This window comes from Burkholderia sp. BCC1985 (assembly GCF_905339915.1).
Classification (GTDB): domain Bacteria; phylum Pseudomonadota; class Gammaproteobacteria; order Burkholderiales; family Burkholderiaceae; genus Burkholderia.
The window spans coordinates 1-20,664 of the sequence record NZ_CAJPGY010000016.1 but is presented as its reverse complement, the minus strand read 5'-3'; the positions used below and the strand labels follow the sequence as shown (position 1 = coordinate 20,664).

Sequence of the window (20,664 nt, the reverse complement as noted above, 5' to 3'; positions counted from 1 at the left end):
AGGCAACGCTGTTATGTCAACGACACTCAATGAAAACCTGCTGCTGGCGATTCCGCTCGCTCCGCTGGCCGGCTCGCTGATTGCGGGGCTGTTCGGGAACGCAGTCGGGCGCAAGGGCGCACACCGGATCACGATCCTCGGCGTAATGATCGCGTTCCTCCTGTCGGCGAAAGTCTTCGCCGACGTCGTGATGGGCGGCGCGAGCTTCAACGCGACCGTCTACGAATGGATGCGGGTCGGCTCGCTGAAGCTCGAAGTCGGCTTCCTCGTCGATTCGATGACGGCGATGATGATGGTCGTCGTGACCTTCGTGTCGCTGATGGTGCACGTCTACACGATCGGCTACATGCAGGAAGAGGACGGCTACCAGCGCTTCTTCTCGTACATCTCGCTGTTCACGTTCTCGATGCTGATGCTCGTGATGAGCAACAACTTCCTGCAGCTGTTCTTCGGCTGGGAAGCGGTGGGTCTGGTGTCGTACCTGCTGATCGGCTTCTACTTCACGCGTGAGAGCGCGATCTACGCGAACATGAAGGCGTTCCTCGTGAACCGCGTGGGCGACTTCGGCTTCCTGCTCGGCATCGGCCTGCTGCTCGCGTTCGCGGGTTCGATGAACTACGGCGAAGTGTTCGCGAAGCGTGCCGAGCTCGCCAGCCTGCACTTCCCGGGCACCGACTGGGGCCTGCTGACCGTCGCCTGTATCTGCCTGTTCATCGGCGCGATGGGTAAATCGGCACAGTTCCCGCTGCACGTGTGGCTGCCCGACTCGATGGAAGGCCCGACCCCGATCTCCGCGCTGATTCACGCGGCGACGATGGTGACCGCCGGCATCTTCATGGTGTCGCGCATGTCGCCGCTGTTCGAACTGTCGGATACCGCGCTGTCGTTCATCACGGTGATCGGCGCGATCACGGCGCTGTTCATGGGTTTCCTCGGCATCATCCAGAACGACATCAAGCGCGTGGTCGCGTATTCGACGCTGTCGCAGCTCGGCTACATGACCGTCGCGCTCGGCGTATCCGCGTACCCGGTCGCGCTGTTCCACCTGATGACGCACGCGTTCTTCAAGGCGCTGCTGTTCCTCGGCGCGGGCTCGGTGATCATCGGCATGCACCACGACCAGGACATCCGCAACATGGGCGGCCTGCGCAAGTACATGCCGATCACGTGGATCACGTCGCTGATCGGCTCGCTCGCACTGATCGGCACGCCGTTCTTCTCGGGCTTCTACTCGAAGGATTCGATCATCGAGGCCGTGAAGGAATCGCATCTCGCGGGTTCGGGCTTCGCGTACTTCGCCGTGGTCGCAAGCGTGTTCGTGACGGCGCTGTACTCGTTCCGCATGTACTTCCTCGTGTTCCACGGCGAAGAGCGCTTCCGCAACCCGAAGCATCCTGAATCGCCGATGGGCATGGCGGCCGCGCACGGCCACGACGATCACGGCCACGGCCACGGTCACGACGACCACGCGCACGAACCGCACGAGACCCCGTGGGTCGTGTGGCTGCCGCTCGTGCTGCTCGCGATTCCGTCGGTCATCATCGGTGCGATCGCGATCGGCCCGATGCTGTACGGCAGCTTCTTCGAACATGGCGTGGCCTTCGACAAGGTGATCTTCATCGGCGAAAACCACCCGGGCCTCGAAGAGCTGGGCAAGGAATTCCACGGCTGGGCCGCGATGGGCCTGCACTCGCTGACGACGCTGCCGTTGTGGCTCGCGATTGCCGGCGTCGTGGTCGCGTGGTTCCTGTACCTGAAGCGTCCTGAGCTGCCTGCCGTGATCCGCCGCGCGTTCGGCCCGATCTACACGCTGCTCGACAACAAGTACTACATGGACAAGATCAACGAAGTGGTGTTCGCCCGTGGTTCGGTGGCGATCGGCCGCGGCCTGTGGAAGGAAGGCGACGTCGTCGTGATCGACGGCCTCGTCAACGGCAGCGCCAAGTTCATCGGCTGGTTCGCCGGCGTGATCCGCTTCCTCCAATCCGGTTACATCTATCACTACGCGTTCGCCATGATCATCGGCATGCTGGGGCTCCTGACCCTGTTTGTAACGCTCGGCGGCAAATAAGGCGAGGGGACAAGAACAATGCACGCTTTTCCGATTCTCAGTACCGCGATCTGGTTGCCGATCGTTTTCGGCCTCCTGGTACTCGCGGTAGGTAACGACAAAAATCCGGGGACGGCCCGCTGGGTCGCGCTGATCGGCTCGCTGCTCGGTCTCGCGGTCACGGTCCCGCTGATCACGGGCTTCGACTCGAGCACGGCTGCGCTGCAGTTCGTCGAGCAGTCGACCTGGATCGAACGCTTCAAGATCTCGTACCACCTCGGCGTCGACGGCATCTCGATGTGGTTCGTCGTGCTGACCGCGCTGATCACGGTGATCGTCGTGATCGCCGCTTGGGAAGTGATCACCGAGAACGTTGCGCAGTACCTCGCGGCCTTCCTGATCCTGTCCGGGATCATGATCGGCGTGTTCTCGGCCGCTGACGGCCTGCTGTTCTACGTGTTCTTCGAGGCGACCCTGATCCCGATGTACATCATCATCGGCGTGTGGGGCGGCCCGAACCGCGTGTATGCGGCATTCAAGTTCTTCCTGTACACGCTGGCCGGCTCGCTGCTGATGCTGGTCGCGCTGATCTACCTGTACACGCAGACGCATTCGTTCGACCTCGCGACGTGGCAGGGCGCCAAGATCGCGATGACGCCGCAGATCCTGCTGTTCATCGCCTTCTTCCTCGCGTTCGCGGTGAAGGTGCCGATGTGGCCGGTGCACACCTGGCTGCCGGACGCGCACGTGGAAGCGCCGACGGGCGGTTCGGTCGTGCTGGCGGCGATCATGCTGAAGCTCGGCGCATACGGTTTCCTGCGCTTCTCGCTGCCGATCACGCCTGACGCAAGCCACTTCCTGGCACCGGTCGTGATCACGCTGTCGCTGATCGCGGTGATCTACATCGGTCTCGTCGCGATGGTGCAGGCCGACATGAAGAAGCTGGTCGCGTATTCGTCGATCGCGCACATGGGCTTCGTCACGCTCGGCTTCTTCATCTTCAACCAGCTCGGCGTCGAAGGCGCGATCGTCCAGATGATCTCGCACGGCTTCGTGTCGGGCGCGATGTTCCTGTGCATCGGCGTGCTGTACGACCGCGTGCACTCGCGCCAGATCGCCGATTACGGCGGCGTCGTGAACGTGATGCCGAAGTTCGCGGCATTCGCGATGCTGTTCTCGATGGCCAACTGCGGCCTGCCGGGCACCTCGGGTTTCGTCGGCGAGTTCATGGTGATTCTCGCGGCCGTCCAGTACAACTTCTGGATCGCATTCGGCGCGGCATTCACGCTGATCCTCGGCGCGGCCTACACGCTGTGGATGTACAAGCGCGTGTACTTCGGCGCGGTCGCGAACGATCACGTTGCCAAGCTGAAGGACATCGGCCGTCGCGAATTCGTGATGCTGGCAGTGCTCGCCGCGTTCACGATGCTGATGGGCCTGTATCCGAAGCCTTTCACCGACGTGATGCACGTTTCCGTGGAAAACCTCCTCTCCCAAGTCGCGCAGTCGAAGCTGCCGCTGGCCCAGTAATCGCGAGCGGAGGAACTCAAGATCATGAACGCTCCTATGAATGTCCTGTTGCCTGACGCGCTGGTGATGGTCGCCATCGTCGTCGCATGGCTGAACGACACCTTTACCGGTGCCGCTGGCCGCCGCCTGACCTATCTGATCGCGGTGGTTTCGTCGGTCGTCGCCGGCGTGTGGTTCGCGGTGCAGGCGCTCGACCCGCAGCCGTACTACTTCTTCTCGCGGATGGTCGTCGTCGACTCGTTCGCGAGCATGATGAAGGCCGTCGTGTCGATCGGCTTCGCGGTCTCGCTCGTCTATTCGCGCAAGTACCTCGAAGACCGCGACATGTTCCGCGGCGACGTGTTCCTGCTGGGCATGTTCTCGCTGCTCGGTCAGCTGGTGATGGTGTCGGGCAACAACTTCCTGACGCTGTACCTCGGCCTCGAACTGATGTCGCTGTCGCTGTACGCCGTCATCGCGCTGCGCCGCGATGCCGCGCAGTCGAGCGAAGCCGCGATGAAGTACTACGTGCTGGGCGCGCTCGCGTCGGGCTTCGTGCTGTACGGCATCTCGATGCTCTACGGCGCGACCGGCTCGCTCGAGCTGGGCGAGGTGTACAAGGCGGTCGGCGGCAACACCGACGCAGCCGTGCTGATGTTCGGCGTGATCTTCATCGTCGCCGGTATCGCGTTCAAGCTCGGCGCCGTGCCGTTCCACATGTGGGTGCCGGACGTCTACCAGGGCGCACCGACCGCGATGACGCTGTTCGTCGGCGGCGGCCCGAAGGTTGCCGCGTTCGCGTGGGGCCTGCGTTTCCTGGTGATGGGCCTGCTGCCGCTCGCACAGAACTGGCAGACCGCGCTCGTGATCCTCGCCGCGCTGTCGCTGATCGTCGGTAACATCACCGGCATCGTCCAGCGCAACATCAAGCGGATGCTCGCGTATTCGGCGATCTCGAACATGGGCTTCGTGCTGCTCGGCCTGCTCGCCGGCATCGTGAAGGGCGACGCGGCCGCACCGGCGAACGCGTACAGCTCGGCGATGTTCTACGCGATCGTCTACCTGATCACGACGCTCGGCTCGTTCGGCGTGGTGATGCTGCTCGCACGCCGCGATTTCGAAGCGGAAACGATCGACGATTTCAAGGGCCTCAACAAGCGCAGCCCGGTGTTCGCGTTCGTGATGATGGTCATGATGTTCTCGCTGGCAGGTATCCCGCCGACCGTCGGCTTCTACGCGAAGCTCGCGGTGCTCGAGGCGACCGTCAATGCGGGCCTCACGTGGCTGGCCGTGCTGGCCGTGATCACGTCGCTGTTCGGCGCGTTCTACTACCTGCGCATCGTCAAGCTGATGTACTTCGATGCACCGCAGGATACGGCTCCGGTCACCGGCGATTTCTGCAAGCGCACGATCCTCGTGCTGAACGGCCTCGCGGTCGTCGTGCTCGGCCTGATCCCGAGCCCGCTGCTGACGGCCTGCCTGCAGGCGATTCGTCACACGCTGCCGCTGTAATGTCGGCAGCCGGCTGGTTCATCGTGCTGTTGGCGCTCGTCTGCGCCAACCTGCCGTTCCTGAACCAACGCCTCTTCGCCGTCGTGCCGATCGGTGCGACGAAGAAGAACGCGTGGGTTCGGATCGGCGAGCTGATCGTGCTGTATTTCGTCGTCGGCGCGCTCGGCTTCTGGCTCGAGTCGCGCGCCGGCAACCGCTTCGAACAGGGCTGGCAGTTTTACGCGATCACGTTCAGTCTCTTTGTCGTGTTCGCGTTTCCCGGCTTCACGTTCCAGTATCTCGTCAAACGACGCTGACGGCTTCGGCCGTCGCGCTCATTCTTGGAGCCGCCGATGGCCGAACTACCCAATCACGACGCCGCACTGACCGAAACCTGCCTCGAGAGCGAGGCGATTTTCGAAGGCTCGTTCCTCAAGCTGAAGCGCGATACCGTCCGTCTGCCGGACGGCAAGCAGGCCACGCGCGAATACGTCCAGCACCCGGGCGCGGTGATGGTGATCCCGCTGTTCGACGACGGCCGCGTGCTGATGGAAAGCCAGTACCGCTATCCGATCGGCAAGGTCATGGCCGAATTCCCGGCCGGCAAGCTGGATCCGAACGAAGGCGCGCTCGCCTGCGCGGTGCGCGAATTGCGCGAGGAAACCGGCTACACGGCACGCGAATACGTGTTCCTGGCCCGGATTCACCCGATCATTTCCTATTCGACCGAATTCATCGACCTGTATCTCGCGCGCGGCCTGACGGCCGGCGAGCGCAAGCTCGACGAAGGCGAATTCCTCGAAACCTTCACGGCGACGCTGCCCGACCTGCAGGAGTGGGTGCGCACGGGCCAGATCACCGACGTGAAGACGATCATCGGCACGATGTGGCTCGACAAGGTGCTGTCCGGCGCCTGGCCGCTGGGTCCGGTCGAGCAGCCCTGACGACGCGTCAGCGGCGGGTGGGGCGCCGCGTTACAATCGGGTGACGCGGTTGCTGGCCGGCCGCGCGATCCTGGTTTAGCACGATCGTTCACAAAAGCGCGTTTTGCGCTACACTCGTCACACGCCCTGATTCAGCATGAAGGTCCTCGATTTACAGTGCCCGCACGGCCATCGGTTCGAAGGGTGGTTCGCTTCCGCCGATGAGTTCGAAGCGCAGTTGTCCCGCAAGCTGGTCGAATGTCCGGTATGCGGGACGACCGAGATCAACCGGATGCCGTCGGCGCCTCGCCTGAACCTGTCGGGCGCGACGCAGGCCCAGCCGGCCGATCCGCGTGCGCTGCAGGCGCAGGTGATGCGCGCGCTGCGCGAGGTGCTGGAGAAGACCGAGAACGTGGGCGAGCGCTTCGCCGAGGAAGCGCGGCGCATCCATTACAACGAGGCGCCGGCACGCAGCATTCGTGGCGTCACGACGCCGGAGGATGCGCAATCCTTGGCCGAAGAAGGCATCGACGTGATGCCGCTGCCGATTCCTGCCGCGCTGAAAGAACCGCTGCAATGACGTATGCAGTGTGTCCTTGGCGGCCCGGACGGCCGCGGCCAGGAGACACTGCGCATGGATCTGGATTATTCCCCCGCCGACGACGCGTTCCGCGTCGACGTCCGCGCCTGGCTCGAGGCCAATCTGCCTCACGCACTGCGCGCCAAGGTACTCGATCACAAACGACTCGACCGCGAGGATTTCGCGAGCTGGCACCGGATTCTCGGCCAGCGCGGCTGGTCCGCGCCCGCGTGGCCGGCCGAATACGGCGGCCCGGACTGGAACGCGACGCAGCGGCACATCTGGGATGAGGAGTGCGCACGCATCGGCGCGCCGACCGTGCTGCCGTTCGGCGTGTCGATGGTCGCGCCGGTGCTGATGAAATACGGCAGCGAAGCGCAGAAGCGCCATTATCTGCCGCGCATTCTCGACGGCACCGACTGGTGGTGCCAGGGCTATTCGGAGCCGGGCTCCGGGTCGGATCTCGCATCGCTGCGCACGCGCGCCGAACGCCACGGCGATCACTACGTCGTCAACGGCCAGAAGACCTGGACGACACTCGGCCAGTACGCGGACATGATGTTCTGTCTCGTGCGCACCGATCCGGCGGCGAAGAAGCAGGAGGGCATCTCGTTCCTGCTGATCGACATGAAGACGCCCGGCATCACCGTGCGTCCGATCATCACGCTCGACGAGGATCACGAAGTCAACGAAGTGTTCTTCGAGGACGTGAAGGTGCCCGTCGAGAATCTCGTCGGCGATGAAAACCGCGGCTGGACCTACGCGAAATACCTGTTGGGCCACGAGCGCACCGGCATTGCACGCGTCGGCGCGTCGAAGCGCGAGCTCGCATTCCTGAAGCGCGTGGCGTCGAACCAGCGCAAGAACGGCAAGCCGTTGCTCGCCGATCCCGTGTTTGCCGCGAAGATCGCGGCGCTCGAGGTCGAGCTGATGGCGCTCGAGGTGACGGTGCTGCGCGTCGTGAGCCGCGAGACGAGCGGCAAGGGGCCGGGCCCCGAGGCATCGATGCTGAAGATCAAGGGCACCGAGGTGCAGCAGGCGCTCACCGAGCTGATGTTCGAGGCGATCGGGCCGCTCGCCGCGCCGTTCGATGTCCCGTTCCTCGAGGGCGAGCGCGAACACAGCAGCGCGGGCGACGACGATGCGGCGCCGCTCGCCGCGTACTACTTCAATTACCGGAAGACGTCGATCTACGGTGGTTCGAACGAGATTCAGAAGAACATCATCGCGCAGATGATCCTGGGGCTGTGATCAGGGAACGGAGACAACCATGGATTTCAGCTTTACCGATGAGCAGCAACAGTTCGCCGACGCGCTGCGCCGTTATCTCGGCGAGCAATACGGTTTCGACGCGCGCCAGGCCATCGTGCGCAGCGAGGCGGGCGTGTCGGATGCACAATGGAGCGCATTCGCGGAGCTGGGCCTGACCGCGCTGCCCGTGCCGGACGCACAGGGCGGATTCGGCGGCGGCCCGGTCGACATGCTGGTCGTGATGCAGGAGCTCGGCCGCGCACTCGTGGTCGAGCCGTACTGGGCGACGGCGGTCGGTATCGAGGCGCTGCGCATCGCCGGGTCCGGCACGGGCGACGATGCCGCGCTGCTGGAAGCGATCGCACAAGGGCAGAAGCGCGTTGCCGTTGCATTCCACGAACCGCGGGCGCGCTACGACCTGTACGAACTCGAAACGCATGCGCGCGAGCAGGGCGGCACGTTCCGGCTGACCGGCATCAAGTCGATCGTTCAGCACGGCGCACAGGCCCATGTGTGGATCGTGCCCGCGCGCGTCGACGGCGGCGGCATCGGCCTGTTCGTCGTCGATCGCGATGCCGCGGGCGTGAAGCTCGTCGACTACCGGACGATCGACGGCCAGCGCGCCGCGACGATCGAGTTCAAGGAAACGCCCGCGCGGCAGTTGACGGGCGGCGCACGCGATGCGGCCGCACTCGAGCAGATTGCCGATTACGCGACCTTCCTGCTCTGCGCGGAAGCGGTCGGCGCACTCGACGAACTGAACCGCGCGACGGTCGAATACACGAAGACGCGCGAACAGTTCGGCGTGCCGATTGCGCGCTTCCAGGCGCTGCAGCACCGGATGGTCGACATGCTGATTCACGCGGAGCAGGCGCGCTCGCTGACTTACCTGGCCGCCGTGCGTTACGCGGGCGGCGACGCCGACGCGCGGCGCAAGGCGGTGTCGGCCGCGAAGGCGCGGGTCGGCGCGGCCGCGCGCTTCGTCGGCCAGCAGGCCGTGCAACTGCACGGCGGCATGGGTGTGACCAACGAGGTCGCCGCCGCACACCTGTTCAAGCGGCTGTCGATCATCGAGACGACCCTCGGCGACACCGATCATCACCTTGCGCGCATCGCGGCCCTGCCGGATTTCGCGCAGACCGACGCGGCATGACGGCGACGCGCGAGCGCGCTACAGGAGATAGACAGTGGGTATCAGTTACGAAGATCTGGAAGTCGGCAGTACGACCGAAATCGGCCGCTATACGTTCGAACCGGACGACATCAAGGCGTTCGCGCAACGCTACGATCCGCAGCCGTTCCACCTCGACGAGGAAGCCGGCAAGGCCTCGCCGTTCGGTGGACTGGTCGCGAGCGGCTGGCATACGTGTTCGGTGTTCATGAGCCTGCTCATCAAGAAGCTCGGGCCGGATTCGACCAGCATGGGCTCGCCCGGCATCGATTCGATCCGTTGGCTCAAGCCCGTGCGTGCCGGCGACACGATCACGATGTACCAGAAGGTCCACGACAAGCGCGTGTCGGCGAGCAAGCCCGATCGCGGCATCGTGTCGACGGAGTGGATCGGCCTCAACGGTGCCGGCGACACGGTGATCACCGTGCATACCAAGGTAATCTTCGGGCTGCGCCATCCGCAAGGAGCGGGTGCATGACGGACGTGACATTGCCGCTGATCGCGTCGACGCAAGCGTTGCTCGAGCGAGTCGGCGCGGAACCGCTCGCGAGCGGCTGGGTCGAGATCGACCAGCGCCGGGTCGACGGGTTCGCGGACGCGACCGGCGATCACCAGTGGATTCACGTCGATCCCGAGCGTGCGCGGCGCGAGTCGCCGTTCGGCGGCCCGATCGCGCACGGCTTCCTGACGCTGTCGCTGATTCCCGCGCTGATGACCGATGCGATGCGCTTCGAGCAGAAGATGGGCGTGAACTACGGACTGAACCGCGTGCGGTTCCTGAAGCCGGTGCCGGTCGGCGCACGCGTGCGCGCGCTGTTCGCGGTGAAGGAAGCCGCGCAGGCCGCGCGGGGCGGCGTGCAGGTGACGTGGTCGGTGTCGATGCAGGTCGAGCGTCCGGATGCGCCGTTGCCCGTTTGTTCGGCGGAATTCATTACACTGCACTACTTCTGAGGCGCGCGGCGGCAGCGACGGATGCCGCTGCGTCACAGGGCGCGCGGTGCTTCAGTGCTTCGCGTATTGCGTCGCGCCGAACAGCATCTCGCGTGCCTTGTCGTCCTGCAGCGGCTTGCGCAGCGACGCGAGTACTTCGACGCCTCGCTGCACGGCGGCACGCGCGGCAATGGCTTCATGCCAGCGCTTCACGTTCGGCAGTTCGTCGAGCACGATGCCCTGGTTTTGCCACGAACGCGTCCACGGGAACGTCGCAATGTCCGCGATCGTGTACGTGTCGCCCGCGAGATAGGCGGATTCGCCCAGGCGCTTTTCCATCACGTTGTACAGGCGCTTCGCTTCGTTCGTGTAGCGATTGACCGCGTACTCGATCTGCTCCGGCGCATACAGCCGGAAGTGATGCGCCTGGCCGAGCATCGGGCCGACGCCGCCCATCTGGAACATCAGCCATTCGAGCGTCGCGTAGCGCGCGGCCGGCTCGGTCGGCAGGAACTTGCCGGTCTTTTCCGCCAGGTAAACGAGGATCGCGCCGGATTCGAACAGCGAGATCGGCTTGCCGCCGGGGCCATCCGCGTCGACGATCGCGGGGATCTTGTTGTTCGGGCTGATCTTCAGGAATTCGGGCTCGAACTGGTCGCCCGCACCGATATCGACCGGATGCGCACGATACGCGAGGCCTGTTTCCTCGAGCATGATGTGTACCTTGTGGCCGTTCGGGGTCGCCCAGCTGTAGACGTCGATCATCGTCAACTCCTTTATTGCATGCGCGAAAACGGCGCCGACAGGGCGCCGCGACAGGCGGTCATTAGAGCATGGATCGATGCGGGCTGCAGGCGACGGCAACGTGCGGCCACGCGCCTGCGCGCGCGTGTCGCCGAGGCGGCGGAACCGGCGTTCGAGCGGTGGCCGCGCGCCGGATCAGCGCTTGTAGCGCGGCTGGCGTTTCTCGAGAAATGCGGTAATGCCTTCGAACGCGTCCGCGTGATGCAGTGACGCGACGAAGTGATCGCGCTCGGTGCCGAGGTGCGCATCGAGCGGCTGCGCGGTCGCATCGTCGAGCAATGACTTGATGCGTGTCAGCGCGTTCGGCGAGATGCCGGCAAGCGAGTCGGCCCACGCGAGCGCGTCGGACAGCGCGGCACCGGGCGCGGCGAGCCGGTTGACGACGCCGAGCGCATGCAGGCGTTCGGCCGCGACAGGCTTGCCCTCGAACAGGATTTCGGCGGCGAGCGCACGCGGCAGCGCACGTGCGAGGAACCACGAGCCGCCGCCGTCGGGCGTGAGGCCGACGCGTGCGTACGACATCACGAACTTCGCATCGTGCGCGGCAACGATCAGGTCGCACGCGAGTGCGAGCGAGAAGCCCGCGCCGGCCGCCGCGCCTTCGACGGCCGCGATCACGGGCTTCGTCGTTGCGCGCAGCGCCGTGATCCACGCGCCGAGCTGATCGATGCTGTCGGCCTGGTAGGACGGATCCTTCGAGCGGTTGTCGAGCAGCCGGTTCAGGTTGCCGCCCGCGCAAAAGAAGCGATCGGCCCCCGTGAGCACGACCGCGCGAATCGCGGGATCGCGCTCGGCGGTGGCGAGCGCTTCGACGCCGGCCGCATACATGTCGGGATGCAGCGCGTTGCGCGCGCCGGGATTGGACAGCGTGAGGACGAGCGTCGATTCGCTTTCGGGCGGACGCGAGGCCAGCAGTTCAGCACTCATGCGAGTGTGTCTCCATCGAATGGCGGGGTTGCGGCGCCGCATGTTGCGCGGGCTTGCGCGCCTACCCGTGAGGGTGATGCCGCAGCGGATGTATCGTTGTCTTGACGGACGCGAAACTGCTTTAGACTAGCACGAACGTGCTTTTCAGCGCGACGCATCCCGATGCGGCCGGCATCACTGCGGCCGCGCCTCAGCAACGAAGGAGACTCCGATGCTACAGCTGTGCGGTATTCCGTTGTCCAACTATTACAACAAGGTGAAGTTCGTCCTGCTCGAGCATGGCATCCCGTTCGAGGAATCGGCATGCGGTCTGCCGATCAACGATCCGGCGCTGCTCGCCGATTCGCCGCTCGGCAAGATTCCGTTCCTGAAGACGGAAGAGGGCGCGCTGTTCGAGTCGCAGGTGATCATCGAGTATTTGGCGGCGCGTTATCCCGACAAGGCCATTTTCCCGGCCGGGCCGTTCGCGGCCGCGAAGGTGCGCGAACTCGTCGAGACGCTCGAGCTGTATCTCGAATGGACCGCGCGCGAGGTCTATACGGAAGCGTTTTTCGGCGGCAAGGTCAGCGACGGGATGAAGGCGCACGTCGAGAAGCGCCTGCCGCGCGCGATCGATGCGTTCAAGCGGATGACGCAGTTCTCGCCGTACGTGCTCGGTGACACGTTCAGTCTTGCGGACATTGCCGCAGCGATCCACCTGCCGGTGATCGGGATGGCGACGAAGGCCGTCTTCGGCCGCGATTTCCTGCTCGACGCCGGCATCGACTGGAAGGCGCACGTGAAGCTGGTTGGCGAGCGGCCGGCCGCGCAGCGCGTGGCGGCCGATCGCAAGGCCTACGTCGAGGCGGCGAGCGCCGCGCGTTCGTAAGCGCGGTGCGGGCGCGGTGTCATGCCGCGCCCGGTCGCCGAGGCAAGCCTTACAGGCGCGCGAGCCGTTCGAGTGCGGATGCGAGCGTGCCTTCCTGCTTCGCAAAGCAGAAGCGCACGACGCCCGACTCGTGCGGCTCGTGGTAGAACGCCGACACCGGAATCGCCGCCACGCCGATTTCCGATGTGAGCCACTTCGAGAATTCCGCTTCGGGCAGATCGCTGATCGCCGAATAGTCGACGCACTGGAAGTACGTGCCGGTGCACGGTAGCAGCTTGAAGCGCGTGCGCTCGAGGCCGGCGCGGAAGAAGTCGCGCTTGTTCTGGTAGAAGCCGGCCAGCGTCAGGTACGGCGCCGGATCGCGCAGGTAGTCGGCGAGCCCGATCTGCATCGGCGTGTTCACCGTGAACACGTTGAACTGATGGACCTTGCGGAACTCCGCGGTCAGCGCGGCAGGCGCCGCGACGTAGCCGACCTTCCAGCCCGTCACGTGGTAGGTCTTCCCGAAGCTCGACACGATGAAGCTGCGCGCGGCCAGGTCCGGGTAGCGTGCGACGCTCTCGTGCCGCGCGCCGTCGTAGACCATGTGTTCGTACACTTCGTCCGACAGGATCAGCACGTTGGTGCCGCGCACGATCTCCTCGAGCCTGCGCATGTCGGCCTCGCGCCACACGGTGCCGGTCGGGTTGTGCGGCGTGTTGATCATGATCATCCGCGTCTTCGGCGTGATCGCGGCGGCCAGGCGATCGAACGGGATCGCATAGTCGGGCGCTTCCAGCGTGACGAACACGGGTTTGCCGCCGGCCAGTTCGATCGAAGGCAGATAGCTGTCGTAGGTCGGTTCGACGACGATCACTTCGTCGCCGGGATGCACCGCGCACAGGATCGCCGTCAGCAGCGCCTGCGTCGCGCCGGCCGTGACCGTGATCTCGGTGGCCGGATCGTAGCGCCGGCCGTAGACCTGCGCGATCTTGTCGGCGATCGCATCGCGCAACGGCGCGACGCCGGCCATCGGCGGATACTGGTTGTGACCGTTGCGCATCGCGGCCGCGACCGCGTCGACGATGCGCGGGTCGCAGTCGAAATCCGGGAAGCCCTGGCCGAGGTTCACGGCGCCTTTCTCGGCGGCGAGCGCGCTCATCACCGTGAAGATCGTCGTGCCGACGTTCGGCAGGCGCGAGGGGAAAACGGGAGTCGTAGGCATGTCGGTAGGAGCGTTCATCGATACGGTCGCAAGCGGGTGGCGCCGGGCTCGTCAGGCCGGCGTGGTGGGGGTGGCCGACGCGGCATCGAGCGCGCAGGCTTCGGTAAATGGCGCGGGCTGCGCGATCCGGAAGCCGAAGTCGCGTGCGGTGCGCTTCGCGAGCTTGAGCAGCGCACGGTCCTTCGACACGAGCCAGTCGGCCTGCGCGGCGCGCGCGAGCTCGAGAAACTTCTGATCGTCGCGGTCCTTGCACTTCGGCAGCGGCGGCGCGTCGGCGTCGACGGGCGGCGGCTCGACGAGGCGCGTCAGGCGGGCGACGGTCGCGAGCGCTTCGGCCTTGTCGATCGCGCGCGCCTGGAACTGCGGATAGTCGAGCACGAGCTCGAGTTCGTTCAGGCAGCGGCCGTCGATCACGGCGGCCAGCGTGCCGCGTTCGAGCGCAGCCCGGATCGGGCGGGTGGCGGGGTCGTCGAATACGAGTATGTCGATCCAGACGTTCGAGTCGAGCACGACGCGATGTGCGGCATGCGGGGCGAGGGAGCGGGTCATTCGTTACAATCGGTGGTTTTCGTCTGACCGCAAGGCACGGCGTGCCAGCGAGCCTCTATGATAATCGTTCTCTCCCCAGCCAAATCCCTCGACTACGATACGCCCGCCCACGTCCCGTCTTACACGAAGCCTGCATTCGTCGACGATGCGTCGGAACTGATCGACGGCCTGCGCAAGCTGTCGCCGCAGGACATCTCGACGCTGATGGACATCTCCGATCCGCTCGCGCGGCTGAACTTCCAGCGCTACGCGGACTGGTCGCCGACCTTCACGACGGCCAATGCGAAGCAGGCGGTGCTCGCGTTCAACGGCGACGTGTACGAAGGGTTCGATGCCAGATCGCTGTCGGCCGCCGATCTCGACTATGCGCAGCAGCACGTGCGCGTGCTGTCGGGCCTGTACGGGCTGCTGCGCCCGCTCGACCTGCTGCAGCCGTACCGGCTCGAGATGGGCACGCGTTTCGCGAACGCGCGCGGCAAGGATCTGTATGCGTTCTGGGGCGACCGCATCACGCGGGCACTGAACGAGCAGCTCGAGACGCGCAGCGGCGCGGCACGTGTGCTGGTCAACTGCGCGTCGACCGAGTACTTCAAGTCGGTCAAGCCGAAACTGCTGGCCGCGCCGATCGTCACGCCGGTGTTCGAGGACTGGAAGGGCGGCCGCTACAAGATCATCAGCTTCCATGCGAAGCGCGCCCGTGGCCTGATGGCGCGCTATATCGTCGAGAACCGCATCGCCGAGCCGGCCGCGCTGAAGGATTTCGCGGTGGAAGACTACGCGTTCGATGCCGCTGCGTCGAACGATTCGACTTACGTATATCGCCGGCGAATCGGCGAGTGACCGAGCCGGCCGTTCACGAGACGGCCGGTGCATGCATGAGGCCGGACACGTGGCAGACCGCCCGCTCCGGTCGCAATTGGAGAGACAGATGACCCTTTCGATCACCAGCAATTTCGACGCAGGCGCAGTCGACGTCGTGTCGTGCGACAGCCCGGACGCGATCCGGCTGCGCATACGTGGCGACAACCGCTCGGAATTCGCGCAATGGTTCTACTTTCGCCTGACGGGCGCGCGCGGCGAGCGGTGCGTGATGTCGTTCGAGAATGCAGCCGAATGCGCGTATCCGTCGGGATGGCGCAACTACAGTGCAGTCGCGAGCTACGACCGGGTCGACTGGTTCCGCGTGCCGACGACATTCGACGGCAAGACGATGACCATCGACCATACGCCCGAGTTCGACAGCATCTACTACGCGTATTTCGAGCCGTACTCGGAAGAGCGCCATGCGGCGTTCCTCGGCGCGGTTCAGCAATTGCCGCAGGCGAGCGTCGTCGAACTCGGCCGCACGGTCGAAGGCCGTCCGATGTCGCTGCTGACGCTCGGTACGCCGGAAGTCGACGGGGCACCGAAGAAGAAGGTATGGATCATCGCGCGCCAGCACCCGGGCGAGACGATGGCCGAGTGGTTCGTCGAAGGGCTCGTCAAGCGGCTCGCCGGATGGGGCGACTGGGCGGGCGATCCGGTGGCGCGCAAGCTGTACGACCGCGCGACGTTCTACATCGTCCCGAACATGAATCCGGACGGCAGCGTGCACGGCAACTTGCGCACCAACGCGGCGGGCGCGAACCTGAATCGCGAGTGGATGGAGCCCGATGCCGAGCGCAGCCCCGAAGTGCTGGCCGTGCGCGATGCGATCCATGCGATCGGCTGCGACATGTTCTTCGACATTCACGGCGACGAAGATCTGCCGTACGTGTTCGTTGCGGGTTCGGAGATGCTGCCGAGCTTTACCGAGCAGCAGGGCAGGGAGCAGACCGCGTTCATCGATGCGTTCAAGGTCGCGAGCCCGGATTTCCAGACCGAGCACGGCTATGCGGCGAGCAAGTACAAGGAAGACGCGCTCAAGCTCGCGTCGAAGTACATCGGCCATCAGTTCGGCTGCCTGTCGCTGACGCTCGAGATGCCGTTCAAGGACAACGCGAACCTGCCCGACGAGCGGGTCGGCTGGAATGGCGAGCGGAGCGCGGCGCTTGGCGCTGCGATGCTGGCGGCAATCCTGGTGCACGTCGAGACGTTCGCGTAAGCGCATCGTCGTCGATATGAAAAAGCCGGCGCATCGCATGATGTGCCGGCTTTTTGGCTTCTGTCGTTGCCGCTCCGTCGTATCAGGACTTCTTCGCGGTTTTCTTCTTCACGGCACTCTTCTGGCCGCTGGATTTTTTCGTTGCGACGGTTTTCTTGCCGGTGCGGCCGGATGCCTTGGCCTTCACCTTGCCGCGGTGCGACTTGCCGTTGAACTTCTTCGTCGACGACGACGGCCGCTCGACGCGCGGCTTCAGCGGCGGCACGGGATCGTTCCAGCTGAACGCAAGCATTTGCTGACCGACGTAGCCGCAGCGGAATTTCAGCGGTGTCGGGTCGCTGCCGTCGCTGTGGACGCCGAGGCCATCCACGGTAACGATGTTGTCGACCTTCACGCGCTGCTTGCCCTGATCGAACGAATCGTTCCACGGCGTGATCGTCGCCTTGCCGTTTTCGAACGCGTTCGGTGCGAAGTCGACGCGATCGAAGGCCGACGACGTGCTGGCGATGAAGCTGCCGTGCGCCGCACAATCGGCGACGATCGGATCGGCGTGCATCTCGTTGACGAATTTGTTGATCAGTTCGGAGCGCTGGTCGAGGAGGTCGGCGAATACCGGTGCCGGAAGCGCAAGCGACAGGCCCGCGACACAGGCCGCCAGCTTGCCGAGCGCCCGGAAAATCCGGAGCGAGGCAGGTGAGCTGTCCATCTGGTTATTGGTGAGGAGCAAATGAGGCATCGGGCACGTATAGATGCCCGATGAAGATCAGGAGTTCAATCTTAGCGTAAAAAAGTTGTGCGGCAGTAGGCGTTGCACTCTCCCGCGCTGCGCAAACGGATCGCCGCGCGCACCGCTCGCATCGGGGCCGCCGCGTTCAGGCGCGCGGGCCGCCGAGGCGATAGCGCCGAACGTCGAACGTCGTGACCCACGCCGGACGATAGACAGCGATGAGCGCGGTGGCCATGCCGGTGAACCACGCTTCGCCGAGCGCGAGCAGCGCGGTGTTCAGCAGATAGCCGGCGGGAATCACGACGGGCACGCCGTCCGCGAGCGCGAGTTGGACACCGGCCGCGGCCGCGGCGACCGAGACGATCGCGATGGCCGGTGACAGGAACCCCTGGCCGATGATGAACGATGCGAGGTTGTGCGGGAGCCACGCGATCGCGGCGCGTTGCAGCAACGCGGACACGGCGACCGGTAGCGCGCCGTAGATCAGATAGGTGAGACCGATGCCTTGCCACGGCGCATCGAAGACGATCGCGGCGACGGCCGTGACGGCACCCATCGCGATCAGCGCAAGCGTCCAGTCGAACAGCGTGACGAGCAGCGTCGCGCCGAGCAGGTGCATGACGATGCCATCTTCGAGCCACGCATTCGAGGCCCACAGCACCGTGATCGCAGTGACGAGCGCGAGCCACACGTGCTGGAGCGTTGCGTCCTGCAGCCGGACGAAGGGACGATTCCAGAGCGCGAGCACGAGCAGCGCCACGGCGGCGATCCAGCCACCGATGCCAACCCAGAGCGGAAGCGGTGTGAAAAGAAAACCCATGGGTCCATATTACTCGTTGAGCATCAAAGGTGGGAATCCGCACATGTCGACCGTCGCAATATCGAGACTGTCCGATCAGCGGTCGCGCCGAAACCGCGCCCGCGGTTCGGCCGCGAGCGGCAGGTCGCGAGTGCTGGTGTCCGCGGCAGGCAGCGGGTATGGACGGTCGTTCCGTTGCTTGCGCAGGGGGACCGGGCCGCGTTCGCCGATGACGGGCTTGCTTGCACGATCGCGGTTCGCCAGCAGCACCTCGAGATGGGGCGACAGCCAGCCGTTGTAGATCGCGACTGCGGCAGCGCGGTTTGCCGCGCCCAGCTGCTGGAAGATGCTGGCGAGGTGGATCTTCACGGTGCCTTCGCTGATGCCGAGCGTGCGGGCGATCATCTTGTTGGTGCTGCCCATATGGACGAAGCGCATGATCTGCGCCTGTCTAGGCGACAGGAGGCTGCTTGGCGGGCGGCGCGGCAGCGATCCGGCGAGCGTCTGGAAGTGGGCATCGTGACGCGCCGCGGCGGCGGAAGGCAGCAGGCTGAGCGCGATCGGCGGGATGTAATGGCCGCCCAGCAGAACCATTTCGAGCGCCCGCACGATCAGGTGCGGCCGTGTGGAGTGCGGGATCACGCCCGCGACACCGTAGTTGTAGAAGCGCTGGATGGCCTCCGGCGTGGATTCGTCGATCAGCACCGCGGCGGGCGTCGGCGAGCAGGCGCTGCAGAGCGCCTGGAGTTCGCTGTGCCGCCCGACGTCCAGCCAGTCGATGGCAACGAGGTCGAAACGTTGGGTACGCAGCAGCCGGCGCGCCTGGAAACCATCGGGTGCATCGTTGATGCGGGCGTGACGGTCGATCTGCCGCAGCAGGGCTTTCAGTCCGTCACGCCGTTCGGCGTCTGAGTTAAGCACCAGGAACCGCATATTCAACCTCCGTAAGGTGAGTCATTGAGCTGCCGTCGGCATGGGGTGGTTCCGATAATGACAAAAACCTTACACGATGTCTGCTTGGCTGAAAGGATTAGGAAAAGTCTGAAATTTCTCGTGAGGGAAATGCGGACGAAAAAAAAGCCGCTCCGGCAGGAACCGGGAACGGCTTCGTTGGGCAGGCTCAGCGGGCCTGCCGTGCACGATCAGTGAAAGTGCGGCTGGGCGGGCGATGCGTCTTCCGGCATTTCCGCGTGGACGATCTCGCCGAGCGGATCCGCATAGAGCGGCACGCCGCAGTCGTCGCAGTACTCGGGCTCGAAGCGGCCTGCGTGCCGGCGGACGTCGGTTACACCGCATTCCTTCAACAGACTCACGATCTCCTCGAGCGGCCCTTCGATCGGTGCTTCGCCTTCGAGCGTCGCACTGTCGATCGACACGTCACCGTTCTCGCGACCGTACAGCGGCCACACGACGCCATAGATCACGTCGTTGCTGGCACGTCGCGTGAAGCCGACGCGATACTCGTCGATCCGGCGCTCGCCGAAGCCTGCGACCACCGCGCGCAGCTCTTGCGGTGCCGCACCAAGTGTGTCGAAAAGATAACGGATGGCCGTTCGGACCGTGTGCGGACGGATGCGCTCGTCCGCGTCGCGGCAGGCCGAGTAGTACGCGTCCGGAAGCAGGCATTCGAACTCGCAGCCGGGCAGGGCAGCCGACAGGTTCGGGCCGCCCTGGGCAGTCCATTGCTCGAGACACTGGCCGCGTTCGATCCGGTTGCCGTGTTCTTCCTCCTGCCAGCGAAACAGCGGTGCGCCGGCCGGCGCGGCGACGACGGCGAGCAGGAAGCGCGGGTCGGCCAGGATCGGTGAGGTTTCGGGCAGGTCGCCGAAGCTGAGCTTGGCGGCGTGCTGGCCGAGCGCCGCGTGCGCGAGCTGCTGGGCGAGCCGATAGGTCTCGACGTGGTGGCGCGGCAACTGGTCGATGCTGTACAGGAACGGGGCCAGCCCGACGAGCGTGCCGGTGGCGAGCACGTGCGCCTGCAGGTGCGTGCGCAGTGCGTCGGCGACGTCGCCTTTCAGCGGGCCCGACGGAATCATGTAGCGCGTCCAGGCGAGAACGGGAACGGCGACCAGCAGCGCATCGTACGGCTGGCCGTCGTGTTCGATCACCATCGATTCGCTATGCGTCTCGGCCATGTCGGCGAGCGCGCCATAGGCGTCGGGGTGGTTCTGCTGCAGATGGTCGAGTGCTGCGTCGAGCGTGGTCTGGTTGCCGTTGCGAACAATCTTGGCAAGCAGCGCATCGAGCTTCGCTTCCCAGAAGCGATCCTCGATGCGACTGCCCGAGGCGAAGAGCGCAAGCGACAGGCCGACCAGTTTGTCGGCGTCGGGGGGGAGGCGTTTGGCGATTCGCTGGCGCATATTAAATACGTATAGAAAGAGGCGAAGAACCTCACATTCTAGTCCGTTCTTTGCGCCATAAGCGGTCTCGTGCTCCGGCATGGCCGGAAGGCCGAATCGGCGGGGATGAAAGAAAAATCCATCGAACCCCTTGCGCGATTGCCGGCAGGTGCTTAGAATCACGCCTCTTTCGCGCTAACGCAAACGCGGCGCGGGAGAAGAAGGGAAGCGGTGCTGTCGGGCGGGTCGTAGCGGCCTCGGCGGTGCTGGAAGTTGAACCCCAGTCGTCGCAACGAAGCAGTTAAAAAGTTGTTGACGAGCTGAAAAAGACGGTTCATAATCTCGCTTCTCTGCTGCTGAAAACGCAGCGCTGCTGGGAAACACGAAGTTTCTCGCAGACATGCTCTTTAAAAATTAACAGCCGATAAGTGTGGGCGCTTGATGGTCGCGAGCTGATCT

At 64.9% G+C, this 20,664-nt stretch carries 21 protein-coding genes; 13 read left to right on the top strand and 8 right to left on the bottom strand.

Annotated elements, in window-relative coordinates:
- Window positions 1–13 precede the first annotated feature (13 nt).
- From nuoL to U4Z31_RS18005, 10 genes are all read left to right on the top strand, one after another.
- The gene (gene nuoL / locus U4Z31_RS18050) at window positions 14–2,071 is read left to right on the top strand and encodes an NADH-quinone oxidoreductase subunit L (protein ID WP_124487230.1); all 2,058 of its coding nucleotides are present in this window, start codon (window positions 14–16) and stop codon (window positions 2,069–2,071) included.
- 18 nt (window positions 2,072–2,089) lie between these two features.
- A complete protein-coding gene (locus U4Z31_RS18045) occupies window positions 2,090–3,580 on the top strand; it encodes an NADH-quinone oxidoreductase subunit M (RefSeq protein ID WP_044844658.1) in 1,491 nt (496 codons plus the stop codon).
- A gap of 36 nt (window positions 3,581–3,616) precedes the next feature.
- Window positions 3,617–5,071 (top strand): NADH-quinone oxidoreductase subunit NuoN, encoded by a 1,455-nt coding sequence (nuoN, locus tag U4Z31_RS18040; protein WP_193759852.1) that lies wholly within the window; start codon window positions 3,617–3,619, stop codon window positions 5,069–5,071.
- Window positions 5,071–5,367 carry a DUF2818 family protein gene (locus U4Z31_RS18035; protein ID WP_044844656.1) on the top strand — a complete coding sequence of 99 codons (297 nt, stop codon included), beginning with the start codon at window positions 5,071–5,073 and terminating at the stop codon, window positions 5,365–5,367. The genes nuoN and U4Z31_RS18035 overlap by 1 nt, the downstream gene beginning before the upstream one ends.
- 36 nt (window positions 5,368–5,403) lie before the next feature.
- Window positions 5,404–5,994, top strand: coding sequence for an NUDIX domain-containing protein (locus U4Z31_RS18030; RefSeq protein ID WP_044844655.1), 591 nt, complete (start codon window positions 5,404–5,406; stop codon window positions 5,992–5,994).
- Between the two features lie 136 nt (window positions 5,995–6,130).
- Window positions 6,131–6,553, top strand: a complete 423-nt coding sequence (locus U4Z31_RS18025) for a DUF1178 family protein (protein ID WP_006756910.1) — start codon at window positions 6,131–6,133, stop codon at window positions 6,551–6,553.
- Window positions 6,554–6,607: 54 nt separating this feature from the next.
- Window positions 6,608–7,804 carry an acyl-CoA dehydrogenase family protein gene (locus U4Z31_RS18020; protein ID WP_124522494.1) on the top strand — a complete coding sequence of 399 codons (1,197 nt, stop codon included), beginning with the start codon at window positions 6,608–6,610 and terminating at the stop codon, window positions 7,802–7,804.
- A 19-nt stretch (window positions 7,805–7,823) separates the two neighbouring features.
- Window positions 7,824–8,957, top strand: a complete 1,134-nt coding sequence (locus tag U4Z31_RS18015; RefSeq protein ID WP_321810984.1) for an acyl-CoA dehydrogenase — start codon at window positions 7,824–7,826, stop codon at window positions 8,955–8,957.
- Between the two features lie 34 nt (window positions 8,958–8,991).
- The gene (locus tag U4Z31_RS18010) at window positions 8,992–9,453 is read left to right on the top strand and encodes a MaoC family dehydratase (protein WP_044844653.1); all 462 of its coding nucleotides are present in this window, start codon (window positions 8,992–8,994) and stop codon (window positions 9,451–9,453) included.
- Window positions 9,450–9,926 (top strand): MaoC family dehydratase, encoded by a 477-nt coding sequence (locus U4Z31_RS18005; protein ID WP_044844652.1) that lies wholly within the window; start codon window positions 9,450–9,452, stop codon window positions 9,924–9,926. Before U4Z31_RS18010 ends, U4Z31_RS18005 begins: the two co-directional genes overlap by 4 nt.
- Window positions 9,927–9,977: 51 nt before the next feature.
- On the opposite strand, the gene U4Z31_RS18000 is transcribed toward U4Z31_RS18005, so the two are convergent.
- Complete coding sequence (locus U4Z31_RS18000) at window positions 9,978–10,670, bottom strand: glutathione binding-like protein (RefSeq protein WP_044844731.1); 693 nt, start codon at window positions 10,668–10,670, stop codon at window positions 9,978–9,980.
- A 174-nt stretch (window positions 10,671–10,844) separates the two neighbouring features.
- Entirely contained in the window at window positions 10,845–11,636 is a 792-nt protein-coding gene (locus U4Z31_RS17995) for an oxepin-CoA hydrolase, alternative type (RefSeq protein WP_124522500.1), read from the bottom strand.
- 211 nt (window positions 11,637–11,847) lie between these two features.
- On the opposite strand from U4Z31_RS17995, the gene U4Z31_RS17990 reads away from it, so the two are divergent.
- Window positions 11,848–12,504, top strand: coding sequence for a glutathione S-transferase (locus tag U4Z31_RS17990; RefSeq protein ID WP_257772852.1), 657 nt, complete (start codon window positions 11,848–11,850; stop codon window positions 12,502–12,504).
- 49 nt (window positions 12,505–12,553) lie between these two features.
- Here the strand turns inward: U4Z31_RS17990 and U4Z31_RS17985 are convergent, their stop codons facing one another.
- On the bottom strand, window positions 12,554–13,726 hold the full coding sequence (locus tag U4Z31_RS17985; RefSeq protein WP_321802130.1) for a pyridoxal phosphate-dependent aminotransferase: 1,173 nt from the start codon (window positions 13,724–13,726) through the stop codon (window positions 12,554–12,556).
- A gap of 33 nt (window positions 13,727–13,759) precedes the next feature.
- On the bottom strand, window positions 13,760–14,257 hold the full coding sequence (locus tag U4Z31_RS17980) for a putative toxin-antitoxin system toxin component, PIN family (RefSeq protein WP_044844648.1): 498 nt from the start codon (window positions 14,255–14,257) through the stop codon (window positions 13,760–13,762).
- Window positions 14,258–14,314: 57 nt separating this feature from the next.
- On the opposite strand from U4Z31_RS17980, the gene yaaA reads away from it, so the two are divergent.
- Together yaaA and U4Z31_RS17970 are read left to right on the top strand one after the other, a co-directional pair.
- Window positions 14,315–15,097, top strand: a complete 783-nt coding sequence (yaaA, locus tag U4Z31_RS17975) for a peroxide stress protein YaaA (protein WP_321810983.1) — start codon at window positions 14,315–14,317, stop codon at window positions 15,095–15,097.
- An 88-nt stretch (window positions 15,098–15,185) separates the two neighbouring features.
- Complete coding sequence (locus U4Z31_RS17970) at window positions 15,186–16,340, top strand: M14-type cytosolic carboxypeptidase (RefSeq protein ID WP_321810982.1); 1,155 nt, start codon at window positions 15,186–15,188, stop codon at window positions 16,338–16,340.
- An 82-nt stretch (window positions 16,341–16,422) separates the two neighbouring features.
- On the opposite strand, the gene U4Z31_RS17965 is transcribed toward U4Z31_RS17970, so the two are convergent.
- The 4 genes from U4Z31_RS17965 to U4Z31_RS17950 all read right to left on the bottom strand — a co-directional run bounded on the left by U4Z31_RS17965 (window position 16,423) and on the right by U4Z31_RS17950 (window position 20,226).
- On the bottom strand, window positions 16,423–17,076 hold the full coding sequence (locus U4Z31_RS17965) for a BspC domain-containing protein (RefSeq protein ID WP_321810981.1): 654 nt from the start codon (window positions 17,074–17,076) through the stop codon (window positions 16,423–16,425).
- Between the two features lie 136 nt (window positions 17,077–17,212).
- Window positions 17,213–17,887 (bottom strand): energy-coupling factor ABC transporter permease, encoded by a 675-nt coding sequence (locus tag U4Z31_RS17960; protein ID WP_044844644.1) that lies wholly within the window; start codon window positions 17,885–17,887, stop codon window positions 17,213–17,215.
- Window positions 17,888–17,962: 75 nt separating this feature from the next.
- Window positions 17,963–18,799, bottom strand: a complete 837-nt coding sequence (locus U4Z31_RS17955; RefSeq protein WP_044844643.1) for a response regulator transcription factor — start codon at window positions 18,797–18,799, stop codon at window positions 17,963–17,965.
- Between the two features lie 209 nt (window positions 18,800–19,008).
- On the bottom strand, window positions 19,009–20,226 hold the full coding sequence (locus tag U4Z31_RS17950; RefSeq protein ID WP_044844642.1) for a DUF2863 family protein: 1,218 nt from the start codon (window positions 20,224–20,226) through the stop codon (window positions 19,009–19,011).
- Between the last annotated feature and the right edge of the window lie 438 nt (window positions 20,227–20,664).